General features: G+C 69.3%; 17 protein-coding genes. 9 read left to right on the top strand and 8 right to left on the bottom strand.

The features are described from left to right. Window positions 1-89: 89 nt before the first annotated feature. A complete protein-coding gene (locus G361_RS0124355; protein ID WP_019929730.1) occupies window positions 90-1,001 on the bottom strand; it encodes a hypothetical protein in 912 nt (303 codons plus the stop codon). A gap of 6 nt (window positions 1,002-1,007) precedes the next feature. Next, on the bottom strand, window positions 1,008-1,355 hold the full coding sequence (locus G361_RS0124360; protein WP_019929731.1) for a hypothetical protein: 348 nt from the start codon (window positions 1,353-1,355) through the stop codon (window positions 1,008-1,010). Between the two features lie 412 nt (window positions 1,356-1,767). Here G361_RS0124360 and G361_RS0124365 point away from each other — a divergent pair, with 412 nt between their 5' ends. Then, entirely contained in the window at window positions 1,768-2,943 is a 1,176-nt protein-coding gene (locus tag G361_RS0124365) for an FAD-dependent monooxygenase (protein ID WP_019929732.1), read from the top strand. A 102-nt stretch (window positions 2,944-3,045) separates the two neighbouring features. Further along, the gene (locus G361_RS47230) at window positions 3,046-4,476 is read left to right on the top strand and encodes a serine/threonine-protein kinase (protein ID WP_081635559.1); all 1,431 of its coding nucleotides are present in this window, start codon (window positions 3,046-3,048) and stop codon (window positions 4,474-4,476) included. A 58-nt stretch (window positions 4,477-4,534) separates the two neighbouring features. Here the strand turns inward: G361_RS47230 and G361_RS0124375 are convergent, their stop codons facing one another. Together G361_RS0124375 and G361_RS0124380 are read right to left on the bottom strand one after the other, a co-directional pair. Continuing rightward, complete coding sequence (locus G361_RS0124375) at window positions 4,535-5,647, bottom strand: hypothetical protein (RefSeq protein ID WP_019929733.1); 1,113 nt, start codon at window positions 5,645-5,647, stop codon at window positions 4,535-4,537. 233 nt (window positions 5,648-5,880) lie between these two features. Continuing rightward, window positions 5,881-7,464: a protease pro-enzyme activation domain-containing protein gene (locus G361_RS0124380; RefSeq protein WP_155981764.1), complete on the bottom strand. Its 1,584-nt coding sequence runs from the start codon at window positions 7,462-7,464 to the stop codon at window positions 5,881-5,883. Between the two features lie 405 nt (window positions 7,465-7,869). Between G361_RS0124380 and G361_RS0124385 the strand changes: the two genes are divergently transcribed. From G361_RS0124385 to G361_RS0124395, 3 genes are all read left to right on the top strand, one after another. Beyond that, window positions 7,870-8,280 (top strand): pyridoxamine 5'-phosphate oxidase family protein, encoded by a 411-nt coding sequence (locus G361_RS0124385; protein WP_036495681.1) that lies wholly within the window; start codon window positions 7,870-7,872, stop codon window positions 8,278-8,280. Window positions 8,281-8,432: 152 nt separating this feature from the next. Further along, window positions 8,433-9,428: an SMP-30/gluconolactonase/LRE family protein gene (locus G361_RS0124390; RefSeq protein WP_231387091.1), complete on the top strand. Its 996-nt coding sequence runs from the start codon at window positions 8,433-8,435 to the stop codon at window positions 9,426-9,428. Window positions 9,429-9,463: 35 nt separating this feature from the next. After that, entirely contained in the window at window positions 9,464-9,958 is a 495-nt protein-coding gene (locus G361_RS0124395) for a nucleotidyltransferase domain-containing protein (protein WP_019929737.1), read from the top strand. A gap of 249 nt (window positions 9,959-10,207) precedes the next feature. Here G361_RS0124395 and G361_RS0124405 read toward each other — a convergent pair whose 3' ends face one another. Further along, complete coding sequence (locus G361_RS0124405; RefSeq protein ID WP_019929739.1) at window positions 10,208-11,575, bottom strand: sensor histidine kinase KdpD; 1,368 nt, start codon at window positions 11,573-11,575, stop codon at window positions 10,208-10,210. Further along, window positions 11,572-12,270, bottom strand: a complete 699-nt coding sequence (locus tag G361_RS0124410; protein WP_026343436.1) for a response regulator transcription factor — start codon at window positions 12,268-12,270, stop codon at window positions 11,572-11,574. The genes G361_RS0124405 and G361_RS0124410 overlap by 4 nt, the downstream gene beginning before the upstream one ends. A 229-nt stretch (window positions 12,271-12,499) precedes the next feature. Here G361_RS0124410 and G361_RS0124415 point away from each other — a divergent pair, with 229 nt between their 5' ends. Further along, window positions 12,500-13,309, top strand: coding sequence for a hypothetical protein (locus G361_RS0124415; protein WP_026343437.1), 810 nt, complete (start codon window positions 12,500-12,502; stop codon window positions 13,307-13,309). 17 nt (window positions 13,310-13,326) lie between these two features. On the opposite strand, the gene G361_RS44800 is transcribed toward G361_RS0124415, so the two are convergent. Continuing rightward, on the bottom strand, window positions 13,327-14,076 hold the full coding sequence (locus G361_RS44800) for a hypothetical protein (RefSeq protein ID WP_019929741.1): 750 nt from the start codon (window positions 14,074-14,076) through the stop codon (window positions 13,327-13,329). A 574-nt stretch (window positions 14,077-14,650) separates the two neighbouring features. Between G361_RS44800 and G361_RS0124425 the strand changes: the two genes are divergently transcribed. The 3 genes from G361_RS0124425 to G361_RS0124435 are packed head-to-tail and all read left to right on the top strand — an operon-like array spanning window position 14,651 to window position 20,081. Then, entirely contained in the window at window positions 14,651-16,315 is a 1,665-nt protein-coding gene (locus G361_RS0124425) for a peroxidase family protein (RefSeq protein ID WP_231387143.1), read from the top strand. Window positions 16,316-16,330: 15 nt separating this feature from the next. After that, entirely contained in the window at window positions 16,331-17,455 is a 1,125-nt protein-coding gene (locus G361_RS0124430) for a catalase family protein (RefSeq protein ID WP_019929743.1), read from the top strand. Between the two features lie 31 nt (window positions 17,456-17,486). Further along, entirely contained in the window at window positions 17,487-20,081 is a 2,595-nt protein-coding gene (locus tag G361_RS0124435; RefSeq protein WP_019929744.1) for a LuxR C-terminal-related transcriptional regulator, read from the top strand. A 7-nt stretch (window positions 20,082-20,088) separates the two neighbouring features. On the opposite strand, the gene G361_RS0124440 is transcribed toward G361_RS0124435, so the two are convergent. Beyond that, entirely contained in the window at window positions 20,089-20,694 is a 606-nt protein-coding gene (locus tag G361_RS0124440) for a hypothetical protein (RefSeq protein WP_155981765.1), read from the bottom strand. Between the last annotated feature and the right edge of the window lie 13 nt (window positions 20,695-20,707).

Consider the following 20,707-nt stretch of genomic DNA (forward strand, 5'->3'; position numbering starts at 1 on the left):
CGGCGGCTGCGTCTCCGCTGGCAACATCCGGAAAACATTGCCGGAAAACTGATTCGAGGAACCACGACTCCAGGACGGGCTCGACCGGTTCAGCGTCCTTTGCGGAGGAGAGTGGTGAGTTGGCGGCCCTCGTCGAGGGTGAGCGGGCCGACCCGGTCGGCCTCGGCGACGCCGAGAGCCGTTGCGAGACTGCGACCGTACAGGTCCAGAGCGGCTTCGGAAACGCCGGTCAGATCCGCGACCGCGGCGCGAGCCTGAATCCATCCGGTGATGCCGATACCGATACCGACCAACAGCGCCGGCCACCATATGGTCCCGAGCAGCAGGCAGGGCCAAGCCCACGTGCCGGTAGCGGTCGCAGCGGCGAAAGCCGCATTGGCAGCAGTGATCTCGGTACGAGTGGTTTCCGGCAGCACCAACCACAGTCGGGGCCAGGCGAATTCCAGATCGAGTCCGTAACGATTCATCGCAACGGCTTCCAGAGCATGGATGCGGTCCCCCATCCAGGTGGGCCGTCCCGGCTCGGCGAGCGCGAATTGATTGACTCGCGCTGCGGCAGTATCGATTCGGCGTTGCTGCTCCGGAGTGCGGTTCGCCACCGGGTAGGCGTGCTCCAGGGTTCGCCGCTGTCCGACCCGCGCAAGCCAACGGCGCTGCCGGCTCTCGGTCCGCCAACGTTGCAGCGGCGTCAGCAGCCGAGGCCACAGACCCAGCCACACCGTCCGTGTCACCACGGCCGCCGCCTGCACCAGCAGCCCGACTCCTGCCGCGGCCAGCAGCACCACCACCGCCACCATGGCCTGACTTCCGCTGGGCTGCCGCCCTATCCAGCCCGAGGCATCGGTGAGGATCGCCCGCAGACGGGTGTAGTCCAGGGCATGCGGATGCCGCAGCCGGACACCGACTCCGGTGATCGCCACATACAGCGCGCCCGGGATGACCAGCAGGGTGACCCATCGTTCGGCGAGTTTCTTGGCCAGTTCCTGGAAGAAGGTACTCAACGGTGTCTACCGTCGCCGCATGTGAGCGCCGGTGAGCACACAGTTCGGCAGCGGCCCGGCCGGCAGCGGCGTGGTCACCAGATCGCAAGCGCCGTCCGGGCAACCGAAGGATTCCTCGTCCGCACGACCCGGCCCGAGCCCCGGCGGTCCACTGGCGATCATCCGCCGAGTCTCGTCCGGGCTCGCGTCCAACAATTCCGCGACCAACGCCAGAACAGGTCTGCGGGCCCGGGCCTCATCCTCGATCCGCGTCAGCAACTCCCGGCGGGCTTCGGGCCACCGTGCACACTCCGCCCGTAGTGCCTCGAGCCCTTCACACAGCACCGTCAGCACGGCGCGCTCGGCGTCCTCCACCCGATTCCCCTTGTCTCACACGAGAATTCCCGCCACCGCTACGCTGTGCCGTAACTCATGTCACATCATCGCGATGATCCCACCGACGAGTGCCCGGGAACAACAGCATGCACCACATGCCGACACAGATGCGGCAGCGGGTGGCCGCGACCTGCGCACCCGATACCCGAAGCGGCCGCACCCATGGGCATCGCTGATCCACAGCGGCCCATGACCCGTCGCCGCCGGCCGCTCGAAATCCATTGCGCTGCTGGGTATGCGCTCACAGCCATCGCCGTGAGCCGGTCGGCCGCCGACCGGGTCCGTTGGGGTGCCGGCCGATCGTGGCGGTTTCGGTTGCCGCGGTGGTTGTTTCGCTTCCTTCGGGGTTACCGTGGAGGGGGTTGCGGTCGAGCGATCGGGAGGCGATCGGGTGGACGGGAATCGAGTCGGGATCATCGGGGGCAGCATCGCCGGGTGCGCGGCCGCCACGGTACTGCGGCGGGCGGGTTGTGAGGTCACGGTATTCGAGCGCAGCGCGGGGGTGTTGCGCGATCGCGGCCACGGGGTGAGCCTTTCCGGCGAAGCCCGCGCCGAGTTGGTGGACGAGGATCTGATCGATGCCGACCTGCCCGCGTGGCCGATCACCGAGCGGTCGTGGTTCGCTCGCGACGGGGATACGCCGCTCGGCCGATTGCTGTGGCAGCAGCCGTTTTCCGGGATCGTGCACAACTGGGGCATGCTGTGGGCGAATCTGCGGGATCGGGTTCCGGGCACCGATTACCGCGACGGTGTTCGAGTTTCCGGTATCGAGCCTGCCGACGACGGGGTCACCGTGCACATGGACGGCGCTGCGGCAGAGCATTTCGATCTCGTCGTCGGCGCCGACGGTTACCGGTCGTCGGTCCGGGCCGCGGTGGATCCGGTTGCGGAACCCACCTCCGCGGGCTATGTGCTGTGGCGCGGCGGATATCCGGTCGCCGAACTCCCTCAGCCGGTACCCGATGTGCTGCATCAGCAGACCGTGACGATTGCCTTCCCGGGCGGGCATGCCTTGGTGATGATCACTCCGGGTGAGGGCGGTTCGCGGATCTACTGGGGCGTCTATCATCAACCGGCCGAGCCGTTGCCGTCCGACGTCGACCATCTGTCGGCCGCGGATCTTCCCGGTCTGGATGCGCTGCTGTCGCAGCACTTTCCGCCGTATTGGGCCGATGTGGTCGGCCGGACGCCGCGCGACGCCACGGTCGTTCATCCGGTGCTCGACATCCAGACCTCCAGCTACACCGCGCAGCGGATCGCGCTGCTCGGCGACGCGGCCACGCTGGCGCGGCCGCATACCGGTAGCGGTGCGGTCAAAGCCGTGCAGGATGCTTTGGCGCTGGGCCGCCTGCGCCGCGAACACGGCGACTGGGCAACGGTTCTCGCCGAATACGACGCGGCGCGCCGCCCGGCGGGTACCGCACTCGTCGACCTCGGCCGCCGCATCGGCGAAGCGCAGGTGACCGGTACGCCGCCCTGGATGTCCATGAGCCCGGACGATTTCAGCGCGTGGATTCAGTCGGTACTCTCCGGCCGCCGTCTCTACCTCTACGACACCCCCCGCTGACCGGTTATCGGGTCCGCTCGGAGCGCGGCGGTGATGCTCGTGTTCGAGTAAAGTTGACTGGTTCCCGAATGCTGCTGGGGCACAGAACCGCTGGGGGTCTTCATGTCGGGGCTGGGACGGCCAGGCTGGGTGCTCGCCGATCGCTATCTGTTGATCGAGAAGCTGGGCAGTGGGGGATTCGGGACCGTATGGAAAGCGCGTGATCAGCGGTTGCGGGTCGATGTCGCGGTGAAGGAAGTGCTGCTCCCGCAGGCCGAATCGAGTACGGAGCATGCCGAGCGGGTTGCGCGGGCCGAACGTGAGGCCCGCAATGCCGCCCGGCTGCGTGATCATCCGAATATCGTCGGTGTTCTCGATGTGGTCACCGACGGTGTGACGCCTTGGATCGTGATGCGGTTGGTGTCCGGCCGATCGTTGAAGGAGCGGCTCGATGGTGATGGGCCGGTGGACGTCGCGGAGGCCACCGCCGTCGCCGGCGCGTTGTTGCAGGCGCTGCGGGCCGCTCATGATGCGGGTGTGGTTCACCGGGATGTCAAGCCTGGCAATATTCTGCTCGCCGGCGGTGGTGAGGTGCTGCTCACCGATTTCGGGACCGCTCGCCATCATTCCGATCACACGCTGACCGCCAAGGAGACGATCATCGGGTCGTTCGAGTACATGGCGCCGGAACGTATCGACGGCGAGGGTACGCCGGCGGGTGATCTGTATTCCCTCGGTGTCACGCTCTATCACGCGGTGGAGGGAGTTTCGCCGTTTCGCCGCGACACCATTCACGGAACGATGAAGGCGGTGATGTTCGGTGCGGCTCCCCCGCCCGCGCGGGCCGGGCAACTCGGCCGGCTCATCACTCGGTTGATGGACAAAGAGCCGGAGTTGCGTCCTTCCATTTCTCAGGCGCTGACTTTGCTCACGGCCCGGACGCCGGCGGTTCTCGCTCCGAAATCGGCTGGGCCCGCGGAGAATTCACGATTACCGGGAGTGGGTCGTCGGCGTGGGGAGGTCGGTCAGTTACTGGCGCGGGCCCGCGATCATCAGAAGCGTGGCGATATCGGTGAAGCCGAACGATTACTTCGCCAGGCGGCTGCGATGAACGACGCGCTCTCCATGTCCTTCCTCGCGCGGCTTCTCGAAAACCGGGGTTCTCGCACCGAGGCCGAGCATTGGTATCGGCAGGCCGCTGAAAGTGGTGAAACGTTGTCGATGCTCACTCTGGGCCATATGTGTATGAAGTCGGGTGACCTGAGTCAGGCCGCCTACTGGTATCGGCGTTATGTCGACCACGGCCATATCCTCGGAAAAGTCCATCTGGCAACGGTTCACGAGGCCTGGGGTGAGGACGATCTGGCCGAACAGCTCTACCGTGAGGTGGAGCGGGACGGTGACATGGTCGCCCTGAAAGCCTTGGGCGACCGATGGAAGTCCTCGGGGCGTACGGATGCCGCCAAGCGCGTGTATCACAAGTCCGCCCAGGCCGGTTATGCCCCGGCGAAGGCAGCCCTCGCGAGCCTCAGCCCGCGTCATCCCTCGCGCTAGCTGCTTCGACCTGGAAAACGGGCGGCTCACCGAGCACTGCGCATTGCCCTCGGGGCGGCTATCGGCTGAAGGCCAGGAAGCTGACGTTCTGCTTGGTGCCCAGATCTCGTTCGGCGGCAATGGGTTTCACGCCCATTTGCGGGGTGGTGCCGATCTGCGGGCCCTGTCTGTCGGGTCGGTCCGTCTGATAATCGACGAAGACCAGGCCGTCGGGGGTGCGGCGCGCCAAGTTCCAGTGTCCGGCCGACGCGATGAGGACCGCGAAGACGCAGCCTTCGTACGTCGGTTGCAGCATTGCTTGTACTGCTTCCGCGAACGGCAGCGCGTCGGATTGGGTGCCCTGTTCGGCCACGCCGAACATCTGCGCCACTTTCTTGATGCCCGCGGCCGCTTTGACGTTCACCTCGGCGGTTTTCGCGAGGTCGGCCATGCTGTTGCCACCCTGGAGGGTGCGGTCGAACCTCACGAACGATTCCGGGTGCTGGTAGACCGTGGCGTAGTCGCGGCCCGCGAGTCCCGTCTTTGCCGCGTCGACCAGTTGGGGGTTCGGGGATAGCATTCGGACCACGTCGGATGTGGTCACGAAACTGCCGGTGACCGCGGTGATCACGGCGGCTGCGGTGCACAGGCCGCAGTTGATGTCGGCCGGGACGGCCATCCTCGGTTTGGTGTAGTACCACTTGTCGGCGACCAGGTTGCATTCCGCCGTGCTCCCGGTGTTCAAGAGCATGGCGTGGGTCATCTTGTGGTACATGATCCGGTCACGGATCTCCGCGACGATGGTCGCGTCGTCGGTCTTCGCGAATTCTCGTAGGTAGGCGTCGGTGGCGAGGAGGACTGCGTCCGCGTGCCGGAAGTTCGGATCGGCGGTCATGGCTCGGTCGGCTCGATGCACGGTCGCCAGCAGTACTCGACCGGTTTCGGTGTGTGCGTCGTCGCGCACCCGGGCCACGGCGGCGTTCCGCTCCTCGGTCGGGTGCTGGGTGAGTTGTTGCTCGGCTCGGTCCCGCACCTGGCGTAGCACCGGCACCAGGCTCTGATCGTCCGGATCGGTCTTGCCGGCGTCTGCGTAGAGGTCCAGGGCTGTCAGGAGTTGTTCGTATTGGGTGTTCGATGGCCCGATATTTCCCACTCCGGGAGTGTCCAGGTTCGCCCTCGTCCATTTGAGCATGCGTCGACCCACCTCGAATCACCATGGCCCGAGCGAGTTCTCCGACCAGGTCGGCCTACCGCGCATCCGTACCGATGTCCTGGCGAACCCGTACCGGCCACCCCGGATGGGACGACCGGTGCCGTGCGGCGTGCCCCGCTCAAGTGTGGCACGCTCAATTTGCTTGGGGCAGAACAACTGTCAAGATCATGGCGCCGATGCGGAACCGACCGGTAGTGATGCGATCGGGTGGATCAGGTGCGGGTGGTCAGGTGCCGGCGGACGATCTCCAGCAGGTCGTTGCCGCGGGGGACGCCGAGGCCGGTGCAAGGGTCCCAGCCCGCGCCGGCTCGGTAGGCTCCGTTGCTGCCCTGGGTGATGTCGCGGAAGCCGGGGGCCGGTTTGCCGGCGGCGACACCCTGGTAGAACACCGGCTGGGCCAGGCCGATCGGCCGTTGCACGGTTTCGGTGATGCGGCTGATCAGCGCGGCCCACAGGGGGGCGGACGCGCTGGTGCCGCCGATGCTCTGGTCGCTGCCTCGCCAGCGGACGATGTATCCGGTGGCGGGGTCGGCGTCGGCGGCGACGTCCGGTACTCCGCGGCCCGGGCGGCCGTTGCGCGACGGGACTCCTACCGCGGACTGCCAATCGGGAACGGGGAAGACCGAACTCACTCCGCCGCCGGTGGCATTGTCGGCACCGGCTCCGCCCCAGACGGTTTCGGAGTCGACGGCGTGGGTGTCGGGCCGGGCCGACAGGGTGGTGCCGCCGACGGCGAGCACGTGCGGGCTCGAGGCCGGGAAAGCCTGGTGCGGGCCGGGGCTGTCGTCGCGGGAGCGGCTGCCGTCGTCGCCGGACGAGACACAGACGGTGACGCCGAGCGCGGCCGCGTCGGCGAAGGCGGCGTCGATGGATTTCATGGCCTGGGTGGTCCAGCGCTCCTCGGACAGGCCCCAGCTGATGCTCATCGCCACCGGTGCGGGATTCGCGTGCGCGGCCGTCGCGATGGCGTCGAGGAAACCGCGGTCCGACCACGGTGCGAAGTACACGACCTGCGCCGCGCCGGGCGCCGCCGCACCCAGCACCTGGATGTCGAGGGTGACCTCGCCGGAGACGTCGTCGTCGGCGCTGTTGCTGTTCTTCTGGCCGTCGATACCGACCGAGGTGATCTTCGGTGCCGGGATCCGGAGTTCGGCGAAATAGTCGTCGATATCCTGCTGATCGAATCCGCCGCCGAACTCCAGGATCGCGACGGTCTGACCCGCCCCGGTGGCCGGCGGGAAGTCGTAGATCGCCGCCAGTTGCGGTGGGGTGTATGCGGTGGCGCGGGCGGCCTGGGCATCGTCGGGCAGCCGGAAATTCGGACGCACCTGCGGGCGGTCGTCCAGGCCGAGGACCGCGGTGACGACACCCGCCCAGGCGGCCGGGACGTACAGCAGCCCGCTGCGCATGCGGTACGCCGCCGGCTCGCCACCGACGGGATCGATGTCGCGTACCGCGGACAGCTCGACCCCGAACAACCGCTGCGCCACCGCGACCGGCGCGCTCGCGGACACCCGCCGCGAACCGGCGTGCTGCTCGTGTACCCGGGCGCCGGCATTCTCGAGTGAGGACACCACCAGCTCGAGGTCGATCGGGTCGGCGCCGTAGCGGGCGGCCAGTTCGTCCGCTGTGATCGTCGCGGTACCGGTCACCAGCTCGGCGGGTAGTTCGGCCCGGCGGCGCAACACCACGGTGAATTCCACCGATGCCGCGGGATCGACCGGTCCCAGTTGCTCCACGTGGTGGAGCACGCCGCGCTCGCTACCGGCCAGTGCCACGAGATCCGTACCGTTCATCGGCTCCGCCCCTCCCATAGTGAAACACCAAGGGGCGCCTACGATCTCCACCCCGAACAAGTCCGCACGAGTGTATCCGCCGGGCGGTGCCGCTGCAATGTGAGCGCGGTCGTGGCAACGCTCCGGTCACCTACAGGTGAACAGTCGGTTCTCGCCCGTATCACCGAAATTCGCCGAGGACATCGGGGCGACCCGTCCCCCGTTGCGGCGGTGGCCCTCCGCCGCATGTCCGGACGTCCGGCCGGTAGCGACCCTCCCGCAGCCCGCCACTCGGTACACGGCGGCATCGAGTTCTTGCCGTGGACGCGAACCGTCGTACCGGTCGTCTCGAATATCGGCGCACGTTCGAAACGGCCGGCCGGAGACGCGACGATGCCTCCGGTGGACACTCGGTACGCTGGCACGATGAGCGTCGTGGTGGCAGCGGAGGATCTCGCGGGGACCCTCGCCGGATACAACATCGCCTATCTGATCACCGTCGGTGACGATGCCCGGCCGCATGCGGTCCAGGTCCGTCCTCGGCTCGACGCCGATCGAATCGTGGTGGCGGCCATGGGGGCCCGGACTCGGCGCAATGCCGCCGAGCGGAGTACGGTCACGCTCTTGTGGCCGCCGCCGGAGCCGACCGGTTACACGCTGCTCGTGGACGGCACCGCCACGGTGACCGACGCCGGTGTCGAGATCGCGATCACCCATGCGGTACTGCACCGTGCCCCTGCGGATCCGGTTGCGCCGACCGGGGACGACTGCGGTAGCGACTGCCGTCCGGTTCCGCTGGGAGCAGCGGCAGCCGATCACGATTCCGCCATACGCTGACCGTCGGATCGGTTCGATCCGTGCGCGGCGGCAGCCGGAACACCGCTTCGAGCGGAATTACCTGTTCGAGAAGGTACGAGTACCGATTCGGGTGATGAAACACGGTTCGATTTGCGAACATTCGTTCCGCGGCCCCGAGTACGGTGTTTCGCATGCCGTTACAGCCCCAACGCTGGACTCCGCCACCCGCGCCGCCGCGGGCCCGCCTGCCACACAGCACTCCGCCCATGCCGGCCCCGCGCCTGCTGCCGATTCCTGGGCGTGGGCCGGAGGATGTGGTGATCGGTGCGGATGGGCGGCTGCTCACCGGGATCGAGGGTGGGCCGGTGCTGGCGGTGGATCCGCAGGACGGGCGGTTGGAGCAGATCGCGTTCACCGGCGGGCGGGCCCTCGGGTTGCATGCCGGGGCCGACGGAAGCGTACTGATCTGCGATGCGGAACGCGGACTGTTGCGGCTGGATCCGGTCTACAAGGGGCTGGAAGTGCTCGTGGACGCGGTCGACGGTGAACCGTTGCGGTTCGCCAGCAATGTCGTCGAAGGGCCGGACGGCAGCATCTATTTCACCGAATCGAGCCGGCGCTATCCGCTCTCGCGGTACATGGGCGATTTCTACGAGCATTCCGGAACGGGGCGGCTGTTCCGCCGGCATCCCGACGGTGGCGTCGAAACCCTGCTCGACGGACTGCAATTCGCCAACGGGCTGGTGGTCGCGCCGGACGGGTCCTGCGTGGTGGTCGCGGAGACCGCGGGGTATCGGCTGTCCCGGTACCGGCTCACCGGGCCGGACGCGGGGCGCCACGATCTGCTGGCCGACAATCTGCCGGGATTCCCGGACAATCTCGGCCTGGGCAGCGACGGGCTGATCTGGGTGGCACTGGTGACGCCGCGAAATCCGTTGCTGGACAATCTTCTTCCGCGTCCGGGCTGGATTCGGAAACTGATCTGGGCGATTCCGCCCGCGTTGCAACCCGGGCCGGCGCGCACCGTCTGGGTCCAGGCGTTCGACTTCGACGGCGCCCTCGTCCACGATCTCCAGTGCGAGGGCGGCGATTACGCGCAGGTGACGGGTGTCGCCGAACGCGACGGCACGCTGTATCTCGGTAGTCTCAGCGAGGCGGCGATCGCCGTCACCCGGTTGCCGGAGTGAATGCACCGGCCGGTCATCGCGATACTGGAGGTGGGATGGACGCGGCACAGGTGCTGGAGATCCGGCAGGCGCTCCGATCGGTGGGTGTGGAGAGCTGGATCGACGGCGGCTGGTGTGTCGACGCGCTGCTCGGCACGCAGACCCGGGAGCACGAGGATCTCGATATCGCCGTGCACCGCAACGATGTCGGCACGCTGCTCGAGCGCCTGGCGGAGATCGGCTACACCTACACCGGTGACGAGTCCAGCACCGACTGGAATTTCGTGCTCGCCAGGAAATCCGACGGCGGCTCGGTCGATGTCCACGTCTTCGAATTCGATGAGGACGGCAATCACGTCTACGGGATCGCCTATCCCAGCGACGCTTTCACCGGTGTCGGCATGATCGACGGCGAAGAGGTGCCGTGTATCAGCCCGGAGCGGATTTTCCAGTTCAAGACCGCGTATCCCCCGGCGCACAAGGATGTCCGGGACGTCCGGGCTCTCGGCGACCGGTACGGATTCGACCTGCCGGCCGCCTATCGCGAATGATCGGCGCGCCGGACAGGTCGCGTGCGGCCGTTGGGTCCGGCCGCACGCGGTGTGTCCTACAGCACGGAGCCGGTGCCCGAGCCCGTCTTCGGCAGGAACGGGTGCAGCAGGTTGAAGAAGGGGTGCAGCAGATCGAAGAAGGGGCCCTCGAAAACCATGGTCAGCTCACTTTCCGAATCATCGTTGCGGCCCTCACGGCCGGTGGTGTCCGGGAACGGATCACCCGGAACCGACGGTATGGACGGATCGTTAGCGGACCGGAAACCGTTCTCTGAGAGCATGGTTAAGGTTCGCGGCCGGATTCGGCCGGGCGGCGGCCAGATCCAGCACGAGCCGGACCCCGCCGAGCGGACTGTCGGTGAAATACGCACGGCCACCGTGTAATTGGGCCTGCTGCGCGACGAGGGCCAGGCCCAGGCCGGATCCGTCGCGGGCCGCGCCACGGCCACGATGGAAGCGGGCGAACACCGCCTCGCGCTCGTCGGCCGGGATACCGCGGCCGTCGTCGTCGATCGTGACGCGCAGCCGGTCGCCGGTCGGCTCCGCGGCGATCTCGACCCGGGTGGCCCGGCCGTGCCGGATCGCGTTGGCCACCGCGTTGTCCAGGGCCAGACGCAATCCGGTGGCGAATATCTCGGCCACCAGCGGCGGTTCGCTGAGCACTCGGATATCGGCCTCCGGATAGCGGCGCGCGGCGTCGTGGACGGCCTCGTCGGCCACCTCCACCACATCCGTGGCGGTCCGGCGATCGGTGTGGGCCAGCTCCCCCGAGGCGAGCAATTCCAGTGCGGTGAGCGTGGATTCGACCCGGTTCTGCTTGCGCAGCACATCGCCGAGGATCTCGGTGCGCTGTTCCCGGGGCAGATCGAGGCCGCGCATCACCTCGAGGTCGGTGCGCATCGCGGTCAGCGGCGTCCGCAGTTCGTGCGCCGCCGAGGCGGCGAAGGTGCGCGCGGAGGCCAGCGCCGAATCCGTCCGGGCGTGCGCGTCGCGGATGCGGGCCAGCATGTCGGCGACCTCCGCGGTGACCTGGTTGGCCTCCCGGATCGGGCCGGAGGCCGCCGGAAGCGGTGCGCCCTGGCCGATCCGGCGGGCCAGTTCCACCAGCGGCCGCACCGCGAGACCGCCGAACAGCCAGCCCAATCCGGAGGCGACCAGCACCGCCGCCGCACCCAGCAACAGCACGCGGCGCTGCTGCTTGCGGGTGATGGTCTGCGCCTCCAGGGTCGGCGCGGCCACGGACACGGCCAGCCGTTCCCCCTCCCGCACCGTCGTGACGGTGTCCACCCGGTACCGGACGTGATCGATGTCGACGGTGTGGAAACCGTCCGGCAGCGCCGGAATGTGTGTGGAGGTGGCGACCGCCGGACGGTCCCCGATCCGCATCGACACCGCGAACGCCCCGACATCGCCGAGGCGGCCCAGGACGGGTTCGGCGCTGTCCGCGTTCAGTACGAGAAGCTTTGCCGCAGTGTCGAGTTCGCGATCGAGGTGATCGACGTTGTTGCTGGCGATACCCCACGAGATCGCCGCGGCCAGCCCCGCCACCACGATCAGCGCCCCCAGTGCGGTGGACAGCGCGACCCGGGTGCGCAGCGACAGGGCCCGCCGGTTCACCGGTGATCCTGGCGCAGTACGTATCCGACGCCGCGGACGGTGTGGATCAGCCGCGGCTCGCCGCCGGATTCGAGTTTGCGGCGCAGGTAGCTGACGAATACGTCCACCACATTGGTGTCGGTGGCGAAGTCGTAGCCCCACACCCGTTCCAGCAACTGCTCCCGGGTCAGGACCACGCCCGGATGTTCGGACAGCGTGGTGAGCAGTTCGTATTCCCTTCGGGTCAGCTCGATCTCGGCGTCGGCGCGGTACACGCGGCGACCGGACACGTCGATGTGCAGCGAGCCGACGGTGACCGCCTCGCGCCCGTCGGCGCGGTCGTTGCGGCTGCGGCGCAACAGGGCCCGCAGCCGGGCGGTGAGTTCGTCGAAGACGAACGGCTTGATCAGGTAGTCGTCCGCGCCGGCCTCGAGTCCCTCGATCCGGTCGTCCGCGGCGCTGCGCGCGCTGAGTACGCAGATCGGCACGTCACTGCCGTACGCGCGCAACGCGGTGATGACGCCGAGCCCGTCCAGCCGCGGCATCTGCAGGTCCAGCACGATCGCATCCGGATTGTGCCGATGGTGCGCGGTGATCGCGGTCGCGCCGTCCCCGGCGGTCACCACGTCGAATCCGCACAGCACGAGCCCACGCTGCAACGACTCTCGGACGTCGGGATCGTCGTCGACGATCAGAACCCGGCGCTGTCCCGGCATCTCGATTTCCACACCCACTGTCGCTCCCGGCCTTCCACCACTGGGCCGACTGCCCGCGTCCCGCAATCGGTACCGCACAACCGCAGTCGACAGTCCCCAGTCTCGGGGCAATGCAGGCCCGCGTTCCTGAAGATCCGATGAGGAACCGGTGAGGAATCGGTGAGCGCGGTTGAGCGCCCCGGGCCGGGACCGTACTCTTCGGGCAGCCGGCGCGGGAGGTGGTCAGTCGTTGTACACGACCGAGAGGTATCCGGCGGCCGTGCTGCGCCGTGCCGTACTCGCGGCCGTGCTGTGCGGTGCGGCCGGTTGCGCGCCCGAGGGTCCGTATGCCCTGCCCGACACCACCTTGCGGGTTCCGGACAGTTCGGTGCTGCCGGGTGTGGTGTCCGCCGACGGGACCAGCGATGTCGCGGTGGACATCGGCGCGGTCCGGCCGGTGACCGTGACCCTCGCCGAGGTGACGGCCGGCGACTGCGGGCCCGGGGACGGCGCGGCCCTGTCGGCGGCATTGGCGCGTGCGCTACCCGTCGGAACGCCGGTGGTGCTGGTCCGTTCGGCCACGCCGCCGCAGCGGCGGGACACGGTGTCGGCCTTCGTCCATGTGCGCCCGGCGGATTCGCCGGATGACGCGGTACCCCCGGGCCCGAGCGTCAACGAGCAGCTCCTGGCCGAGGGCGTGGCCCGGCTCGTGCCCACGGTCGACCACGCGGCGGCCGCCGCCCCGATCGACGCGCAGATCACCACCGCGGCAACGGCATTGCCGGCCCCCGACCGGGCCTATCTGCCCCTGCTGGCCACCGCCGAAACCGCCGCGTGGCAGGCGGCGGCCGGCATCCTGCCGGATTGCATCGCCCGGCAACGTGATTCGGACGACACCGGCACGCTCGCCGCGGCCGTCTCCGCGGCCCCGGTCGCCCCGCCCGTGGAATCCGCCGGACCACCGGCGGATACGCTCCGCCGCACCGATATCCGCATCGACATCGAGATCCGGCGGCCGGTCCGGGACCGGCCGTGGTGCCGGTGGTCGGAGCGCTGCTGACTCCCGGCCGGATTCGGTCAGGGCTGCGGGACGCGGGACGCGAGGGCGGTGATGACCTGATGGGTCTTGGTGTGCCCGTTATCGATTCGCAGGCCCTGGCGTCGCAGCGCGGTCTCCAGCCGGGATTGCAGTGCGGCGGCGCGGGTTTCCACCGAGGCGAGCGATTCGCCCTCGCGCGGGTCGATGCGGGCACACACCTCGAGCAGGTCGAACGGGTCGACCCGCCAGCGCTCCGCCTCGACCTGGATGTCGCCGAGGCGTAGCTTGGGCCACTTGACCGACTCGATCGGGCCGAGGGCCACCAGATGATCGATCGCCGCGCCGGGCGGTGTGCAACTCACCAGGAACCGGCGCTGCGCGGAATCCAGCGCGGCGGCGATATCGGCGCCGGGAGTCGTTGCGGCCGACAGTGATCCGGGTGTGCGGCGGCTGACGACCGAGGCCGACAACATCCGGTGCCGGCCGCTCCAGTCGCCGACGAGCCGATAGGCCAGCGTGCCCTCGGTGAACGGCGCGGCCCACAGGCCGGCCAGCTGAGTGCGCTGGCACGGGCGCAGTTTCACGGTCAGATCGTCGCGGTCGCCGCTGCGCAACCGGATGATGATGCGACTGGACAGCAGGCCCAGCGGCTTGCCGTTGCCGCCGACCCTGGCCTCCGCGAACCAGATTCGGCGCTCGATCGCCGGGCTGTCCGTCCCGCGCAGCCGGGCCAGCGCGTCGGCGACGTTCCCGCCCACGTTGACCTTGATCTCGATCGGGGTGATCACGCGCGAGTCCCTTTCCGCTATCGGCCCGAGTCGGTGGCCGCGGTCCGGCGACACCATCGGGGACAGCGTCGCCGGAGACGCTGCCTCCGGGCACGCGTACGGCACTACCCGATTGCGCCCGAACGTATTCCGTCCGTGGCGCCGGGCGCGATTCGCAGCCGACCGGCTACCGCCGGTCGCACCGGATACCTGCCGGGCACACCCGGGTCCGGCGCGTCGCCGCCGCGGCCCCGGCCACCGGCGCGTCCGCCCCGGCGGCGGACGGGCGCGCCGGATCGCTTTGAGGTAGTGCACTACTCGTGCCGCACCCGCAGCCCGGCAGCAACACTGTGCATCCGGTACCATCCCCGGCGAGCGCCGCTCGCGCGTCTCTTCTGGAGGTCCTCGAATGGTCGGGACAGAGCCGTTGGTAGATCCATCGGCCACCGCGGCGCGACCGCTGCCGCGCCCCCACAATCCTTCTCGCGCCACCCGTTTGCTGGAATGGGCGGCGGGCCGGCTGGACGGCACCGTCGGCTGGTCGCGATTGCCGACACCGCTCGGGCTGGCCGTGCTGGTCGGCCTGCGCGGCCGGATGCGCCGGGAGAATCTGTTCGACACCGGCCCGCATCCGGCCGGTCCGCTGCCCGCCGACACCGAGGACAGCGAGCACGGTCGCGCCCGGACCGTGGACGGCACCTACAACCGGCTCGACGACCCGCGGGTGGGCTCGATCGGCTGCCGATTCGGGCGCAATGTGGCACCGGAGCAGACCCGCCCGGAGGATCCGGCCCGGATGTTGCATCCGGATCCGCGGCTGATCAGCCGAACCCTGCTGGCGCGCGACGAGTTCCGGCCCGCCACCAGCCTCAACCTGCTGGCGGCGGCCTGGATCCAGTTCGAGGTGCACGACTGGCTCAGCCACCCCGACTCCGGCGCCCCGCCGTGGACGGTCCCGCTGGCCGACGACGATCCCTGGCCGCAGCGGCCCATGACGATCCTCCGGACCGCGCAGGCGCCGGACCTCGATCCCGCTGCGCCCCCGACCTACGCCACCGGTGATACGCACTGGTGGGACGCCTCCCAGATCTACGGCAGCACACCGGCGTTCGCGCAGGCGCTGCGTGCGGGTGAGGGCGGCCGGCTGCGCCTCGACCATCTCGGGCTGCCACCGGTGGATGTCGAGGCGCTGGTGGACGTCAACGGGCCCGCCGGCAATTTCTGGGTGGGCCTGGCGCTGTTGCATTCGCTGTTCATGCGGGAGCACAACGCGATCTGCGACCGGCTGTCGCGGCGGTATCCGCAGATGTCGGATCAGCAGCTGTACGACACGGCGCGCCTGGTGAATTCGGCGCTGATCGCCAAGATCCACACGCTGGACTGGACTCCGGCGATCATCGCGCACCCCACCACCGTCGCGGCCATGCGCGGCAACTGGTTCGGGATCCTCGGCGAGCAGGTGCAGCGCCGGTTCGGCCGGATCTCGGACAACGAGGTGCTCAGCGGCATACCGGGTTCCCCCACCGACGACGCCGGAGTGCCGTACTCGCTCACCGAGGAATTCGTCGCCGTGTACCGGATGCATCCCCTGCTGCCGGACGAGGTGCAGGTGCGCCGGCTCGCCGACGACGAGGTGGTCACCGCGCACGAGTTCCCGGATCTGCAAGTGGCCCAGGTGCGTTCGCGGCTGGCCGAGACCCCGATGGCCGACCTGCTCTACTCGTTCGGCCGCGCGCATCCCGGAGCGCTGACGCTGCACAACTATCCGCGGCACTTGCAGAACCTCACCCGGCCCGGACATCCGCTCACCGACCTGGCCACGGTGGACATCCTGCGCAACCGGGAGCGGGGGGTGCCGCGCTACAACGATTTCCGCCGCGCGCTGCGCCTGGCGCCGGTCACCTCGTTCGAGGAGCTGACCGCCGATCCGGCCTGGGCACGCGAACTGCGGGACGTCTACGGCGATGTCGAGCACGTGGATCTCATGGTCGGGCTGTACGCCGAGCCGAAGCCGGCGGGATTCGGCTTCAGCGACACCGCCTTCCGGATCTTCGTGCTGATGGCCTCCCGCCGGTTGTCCGCGGATCGGTTCTTCACCAGCGACTTCCGGCCCGAGGTGTACACCGAGGCCGGGATGTCCTGGGTCCGCGACAACACGATGCGCAGCGTGCTGTTGCGCCACTTCCCCACGCTCGCACCCGCTCTCGACGGGGTCGCCAATCCGTTCGCCCCGTGGACGACCACCGCACCGGCCCGATAAGGAAATCCGACTGTCATGACCGATCTGGCCACACCCGACACCACCGGCGACACCTACCTGCGCTATCGCGACGACCTCGAACGGCCGCGGCCGGACGAGGAAGAGATCATCGACAAGATCATCGCGGTGTTGCGCCGCAACAACGAACGGGCCTACCGCACCTACAAGCGCGGCGTCCGCGACGCGCACGCGAAGAGTCACGGCATCCTGCGCGGCGAACTGGTCGTGCCGGACGGGCTGCCGAAGGAGTTGGCGCAGGGCCTGTTCGCCACCGCGGGCAGCTATCCCGTCATCGCGCGGCTGTCGAGCACCTCCGGGGTGATCCGCAGCGATCAGCTGCGCGGGGTGCGCGGACTGGGTATCAAGGTGCTCGGAGCGCAGGGCCCGCGCGCGCTGCCCGATGACGACGCCACCACCCAGGACTTCATCATGGTGACCCACCGGGAATTCCTGTTCGCCGACGCGCACGCCTACCTGACCCAGGGCATGCCGACCGCGTGGGCGCTGGCGCGGTTGTCCGATCCGGTCATGCAGTTCGCGTCGAATGCTTTGGCGGCACTGGACGAGAAGGTGCTGCGCCGCATCCACCGGCCGCTGCCGCCGACCCTGGGCGTATTCGTGCGGCCCACCACCCACATCCTCGGCGACACCTTCTACTCGTCGGCGCCGCTGCGCTGGGGCGACCACGTCGCCAAGCTGCTGTACGCCCCGTCGTCGCCGGAAGTCGTTGCGCTGCAGGATCGCCCGATGAACGCCGCCGGTGTCAACGCATTGCAGGACCTGGTGGTGGACTTCTTCGCCACGCACAGCGCCGAATACGAACTGCGCGTGCAGTTGTGCACCGATCCGCGGGTGATGCCGATCGAGGACGCGACCGTGCCGTGGCCGGAATCGGTGTCGCCGCACCGGACCGTGGCGACCATCCGCTTCGATCGCCAGGATCCGTACACGCCGGAGCGGCGGGCCTTCGGTGACGAAGTGCTGTCGTTCAATTCGTGGCGCGGCCTCGACGCGCACCGGCCGCTGGGTTCGATCAACCGGTTGAAGAAGCGGGTGTACGAGGCATCCAGCAATTATCGCCACGATGTGAACAACGCCGCCCGCGTCGAACCGACCGACATCTCCCAGCTCCCGCAGTGACACAGCGAGACAGGCTCTACACTTCCACCTCATGGATGAGCGCTGGCAGCTGCTCGATCGCCCCAGCGAATTCGAGGTGGTCCACAGGGCTTTGACCGGTGGCGACTCCGGCGGGGTGGTACTCGTCGGGGCCGCCGGCGTCGGCAAGACCACCTTGGCGCGCATGGTCACCGGAACGCTGAGCCGGCCCGTGCGCTGGGCGGCGTGTACCCATTCGTCGCAGGCGATTCCGCTGGGCGTGTTCGCTCCGTGGATCGCCCCCTCGGCATCGCGCGACCCGCTCGCGCTGCTCGGCTCCGCGCGGGAAAACATTCTCGCGCAGCCCAACTCGGTGCTCGGTGTCGACGACGCGCATCTGCTGGACCAGCTCTCGGCGACCCTGCTGCACCAGCTGGCCGTCGACCGCAGCGCCCGGATCGTGGCGACGGTCCGCAACGGCGAACCGGTGCCCGACGCGGTCACCTCGCTGTGGAAGGACGGCTATCTCGAGCGGGTCGAGCTGACGGCGCTGACGAAACAGCAGTGCGTCGGCCTGGTCGAGTCCGTCCTGCAGGGTGCCCTGGAGGGGCTCAGCGCCGACGTGATGTGGGAATCCTCCGGCGGCAACCCGCTGTTCCTGCGCACGATGGTCGAGGGCGCGCTCGAGGCCCGCACCCTCACCGAGGTCAACGGTGTCTGGCAGCTGCGCGGCCCGACGGCGGTGCCGTCCGGGCTCGCGGCGCTGCTCGACGAACGACTGGTTCGCGCAGGCGAATCCGTGCTCGACGCGCTGCAGATGCTGGCGCTGTGCGAGCCACTGGATCTCGACATCCTCACCGGCCTGGTCGGTGAGGAGGCCGTCGACGCCGCGGAGATCGCGGGCCTGATCCGGATCAGCCGCGACGGCCGGCAGGACGTCGCCCGCTTCAGCCACCCTCTACTCGGCGAGGTGGTGCACGGCCGCATCGGCACCGCGTCGGCGCGGCGGCGACGCGGCCGCATCGTCGCGGCGCTGCGCGAGCCCGAGACCGCGGCGGACCGGATCCGGTTGGCGCGCTTGTATCTCGACAGCGATCAGACCGCCGACACCGCGCTGCTGACCAGTGCCGCGAAGGACGCCATCTTCCTGTCCAATCTGTCGCTGGGCGAGGAACTGGCCCGCGCGGCGTGGGAGCGCGACGGGGGCCTGCGCGAGGGTGAGCTGCTGGCGCGGGCGCTGTTGTGGCAGGGCCGGCCCGGTGCGGCGGACGCCATCCTCGACGGCTACGACCCGGACACCCTGGACCAGCTGGAGCTGGTGCAGTGGGTGCTGCCGCGGGCGAGCCTGCAGTTCTGGTCGCTCGGCGATGTCGAGCGCGGCCGGGAACTGATGCGGCTCATGGACACTCGGGTGGAGTACCCGCCGCTGCGGCTGGTCGGCGATGCCGCGGCGGCGGCGATGACGGTGCACGAGAACCGGATCGCGGAGGGCATCGCGGCGGCGGAGAAGGTGCTCGCCGCACCCGACGCGCCCCGGCAGGCGATCGACTTCGCCGCGTTCGCCGCGGGATTGGCGATGCCGGTCGCCGGTCGCGGCGCCGACTTCGAGCCGATCGCGGCCCGCAGCCGCACCGAGAAGCAGCCCACCGACGGCATGATCCGGGTGATGGTGCGCTACTGCGACGTGCTGGCGCTGACCACCGTCGGCGAACTCGACCGCGCCGAGCAGCGCGCCACCGAGTACAGCGAATTCTCCTCCACCGCACAATTTCTCGGTTGGGCCATCGCGAAGATCGCGGTCGGGGTGGTGGCCACCCATCGCGGCCGGTTCCGGGAGGCGGTCACCACCTTCGAACAGGCGCTGGCCGCACTGCACGCCGAAACCTCGCTGCCGTGGCAGCTGCCCGCGCGGCTGTTGCTGGTGCGGGCCTACGCGGCGCTCGGTGACGTGTCGTCGGCCGAGCGGGTGCTCGCCGCCGCCGACGAACATTCCGGACCGCATCTGGCCCTGCACGAACCGCAGCGGCTGATCGCTCGCGCCTGGCTGGCCGCGGCCACCGCCGGCCGCCACGCCGCCGTCGAATTCGCCCGCAAGGCCGCCGCGATCGCCGGTGGCGCCGGGCAATACGCGCTCGAGGCCGAGGCGCTGCACCATGCCACCCGCTTCGGTGACCGCACCCACGCGGCGCGGCTGGCGACCCTGGCCGGGCGGGTGCAGGGGCCGGTGGTGACGATGTACGCGCGGCACGCCGCCGCGATCGCCGAATCCGATACCGAGGCCCTGGATGCCGTCAGTGTCGAATTCGAACAGGTCGGGCTGCTGTTGTCGGCGGCCGACGCTGCCGCGCAGGCGATTCCGCTGCACGACCGGGCCGGGCAGCGCCGCCACAGCGCCCAGGCGTCCGCGCGGGCCCTGCGGCTGGCCTCCCGCTGCGACGGCGCCGCGACCCCGGCGCTGATGGCCACCTCACGCCCGCTGCCGCTGACCGCGCGGGAGCGGGAGATCAGCGCGCACGTCGCCCGCGGCCGCTCCAATCGCGATATCGCCGAACGCCTCGGCGTCTCCATCCGCACGGTGGAGGGCCACATCTACCGGGCCTGCACCAAATTGGACGCGACCGACCGGGACCAGCTGGCGGAACTGATCTGGCACAACCCGATCCAGTGAGCGGTGTTCAGTCCTCGTGCCGCACGTTGGACAGCACCGTCGAATCGCCGTTCCAGGTCAGCTCGGCGGCCATCTTCACCGTCGGGCAGCAGGCGGGCTCGGTCGGGCCGTTGGTCAGCCAGTGGATCCGCACGGCGCCACCGGAGATCTCGAGACCGGTGACCACCTCGCGGCCGTGGGTCACGTCGCCGAGATCCACGCCGCCCAGTCGTTTCGGGCCCGCCGTGTAGACCTGTACGGTCGCGGGCCAGGCGACACCGCCCGCGCTGCAATCGGTCACCAGCACCCCGTCGTCGACGCCGTCGCCCGTGACGTCGCCGAACGCGACCTCGTAATCCGTACCGCCCCAGGTCTTCGTGGCGACGGTCACGAATCCCGTGCCGGGGTCCGATACCGGCAGCTTCCCGTCGACCAGCGTCCCCGGATCGTGGCGGCACAGGCCCGGCACCGGCGCGGACAGCAGGTCCGGCAGCGTGACCGGGTTCGCGGCAACGGGATTCGCGCCGGTCTTCGCGGGTTCGGCCGAGACGGCGCACGACGCGAGGGCGAGCGCGCCGCACACCAGCGCCGTCCGCATCCGGATATTCGCGCGACCGCGCCTCGTGATCCCCATCACCGCATCATAA

This window comes from Nocardia sp. BMG111209 (assembly GCF_000381925.1).
Taxonomy (GTDB): domain Bacteria; phylum Actinomycetota; class Actinomycetes; order Mycobacteriales; family Mycobacteriaceae; genus Nocardia.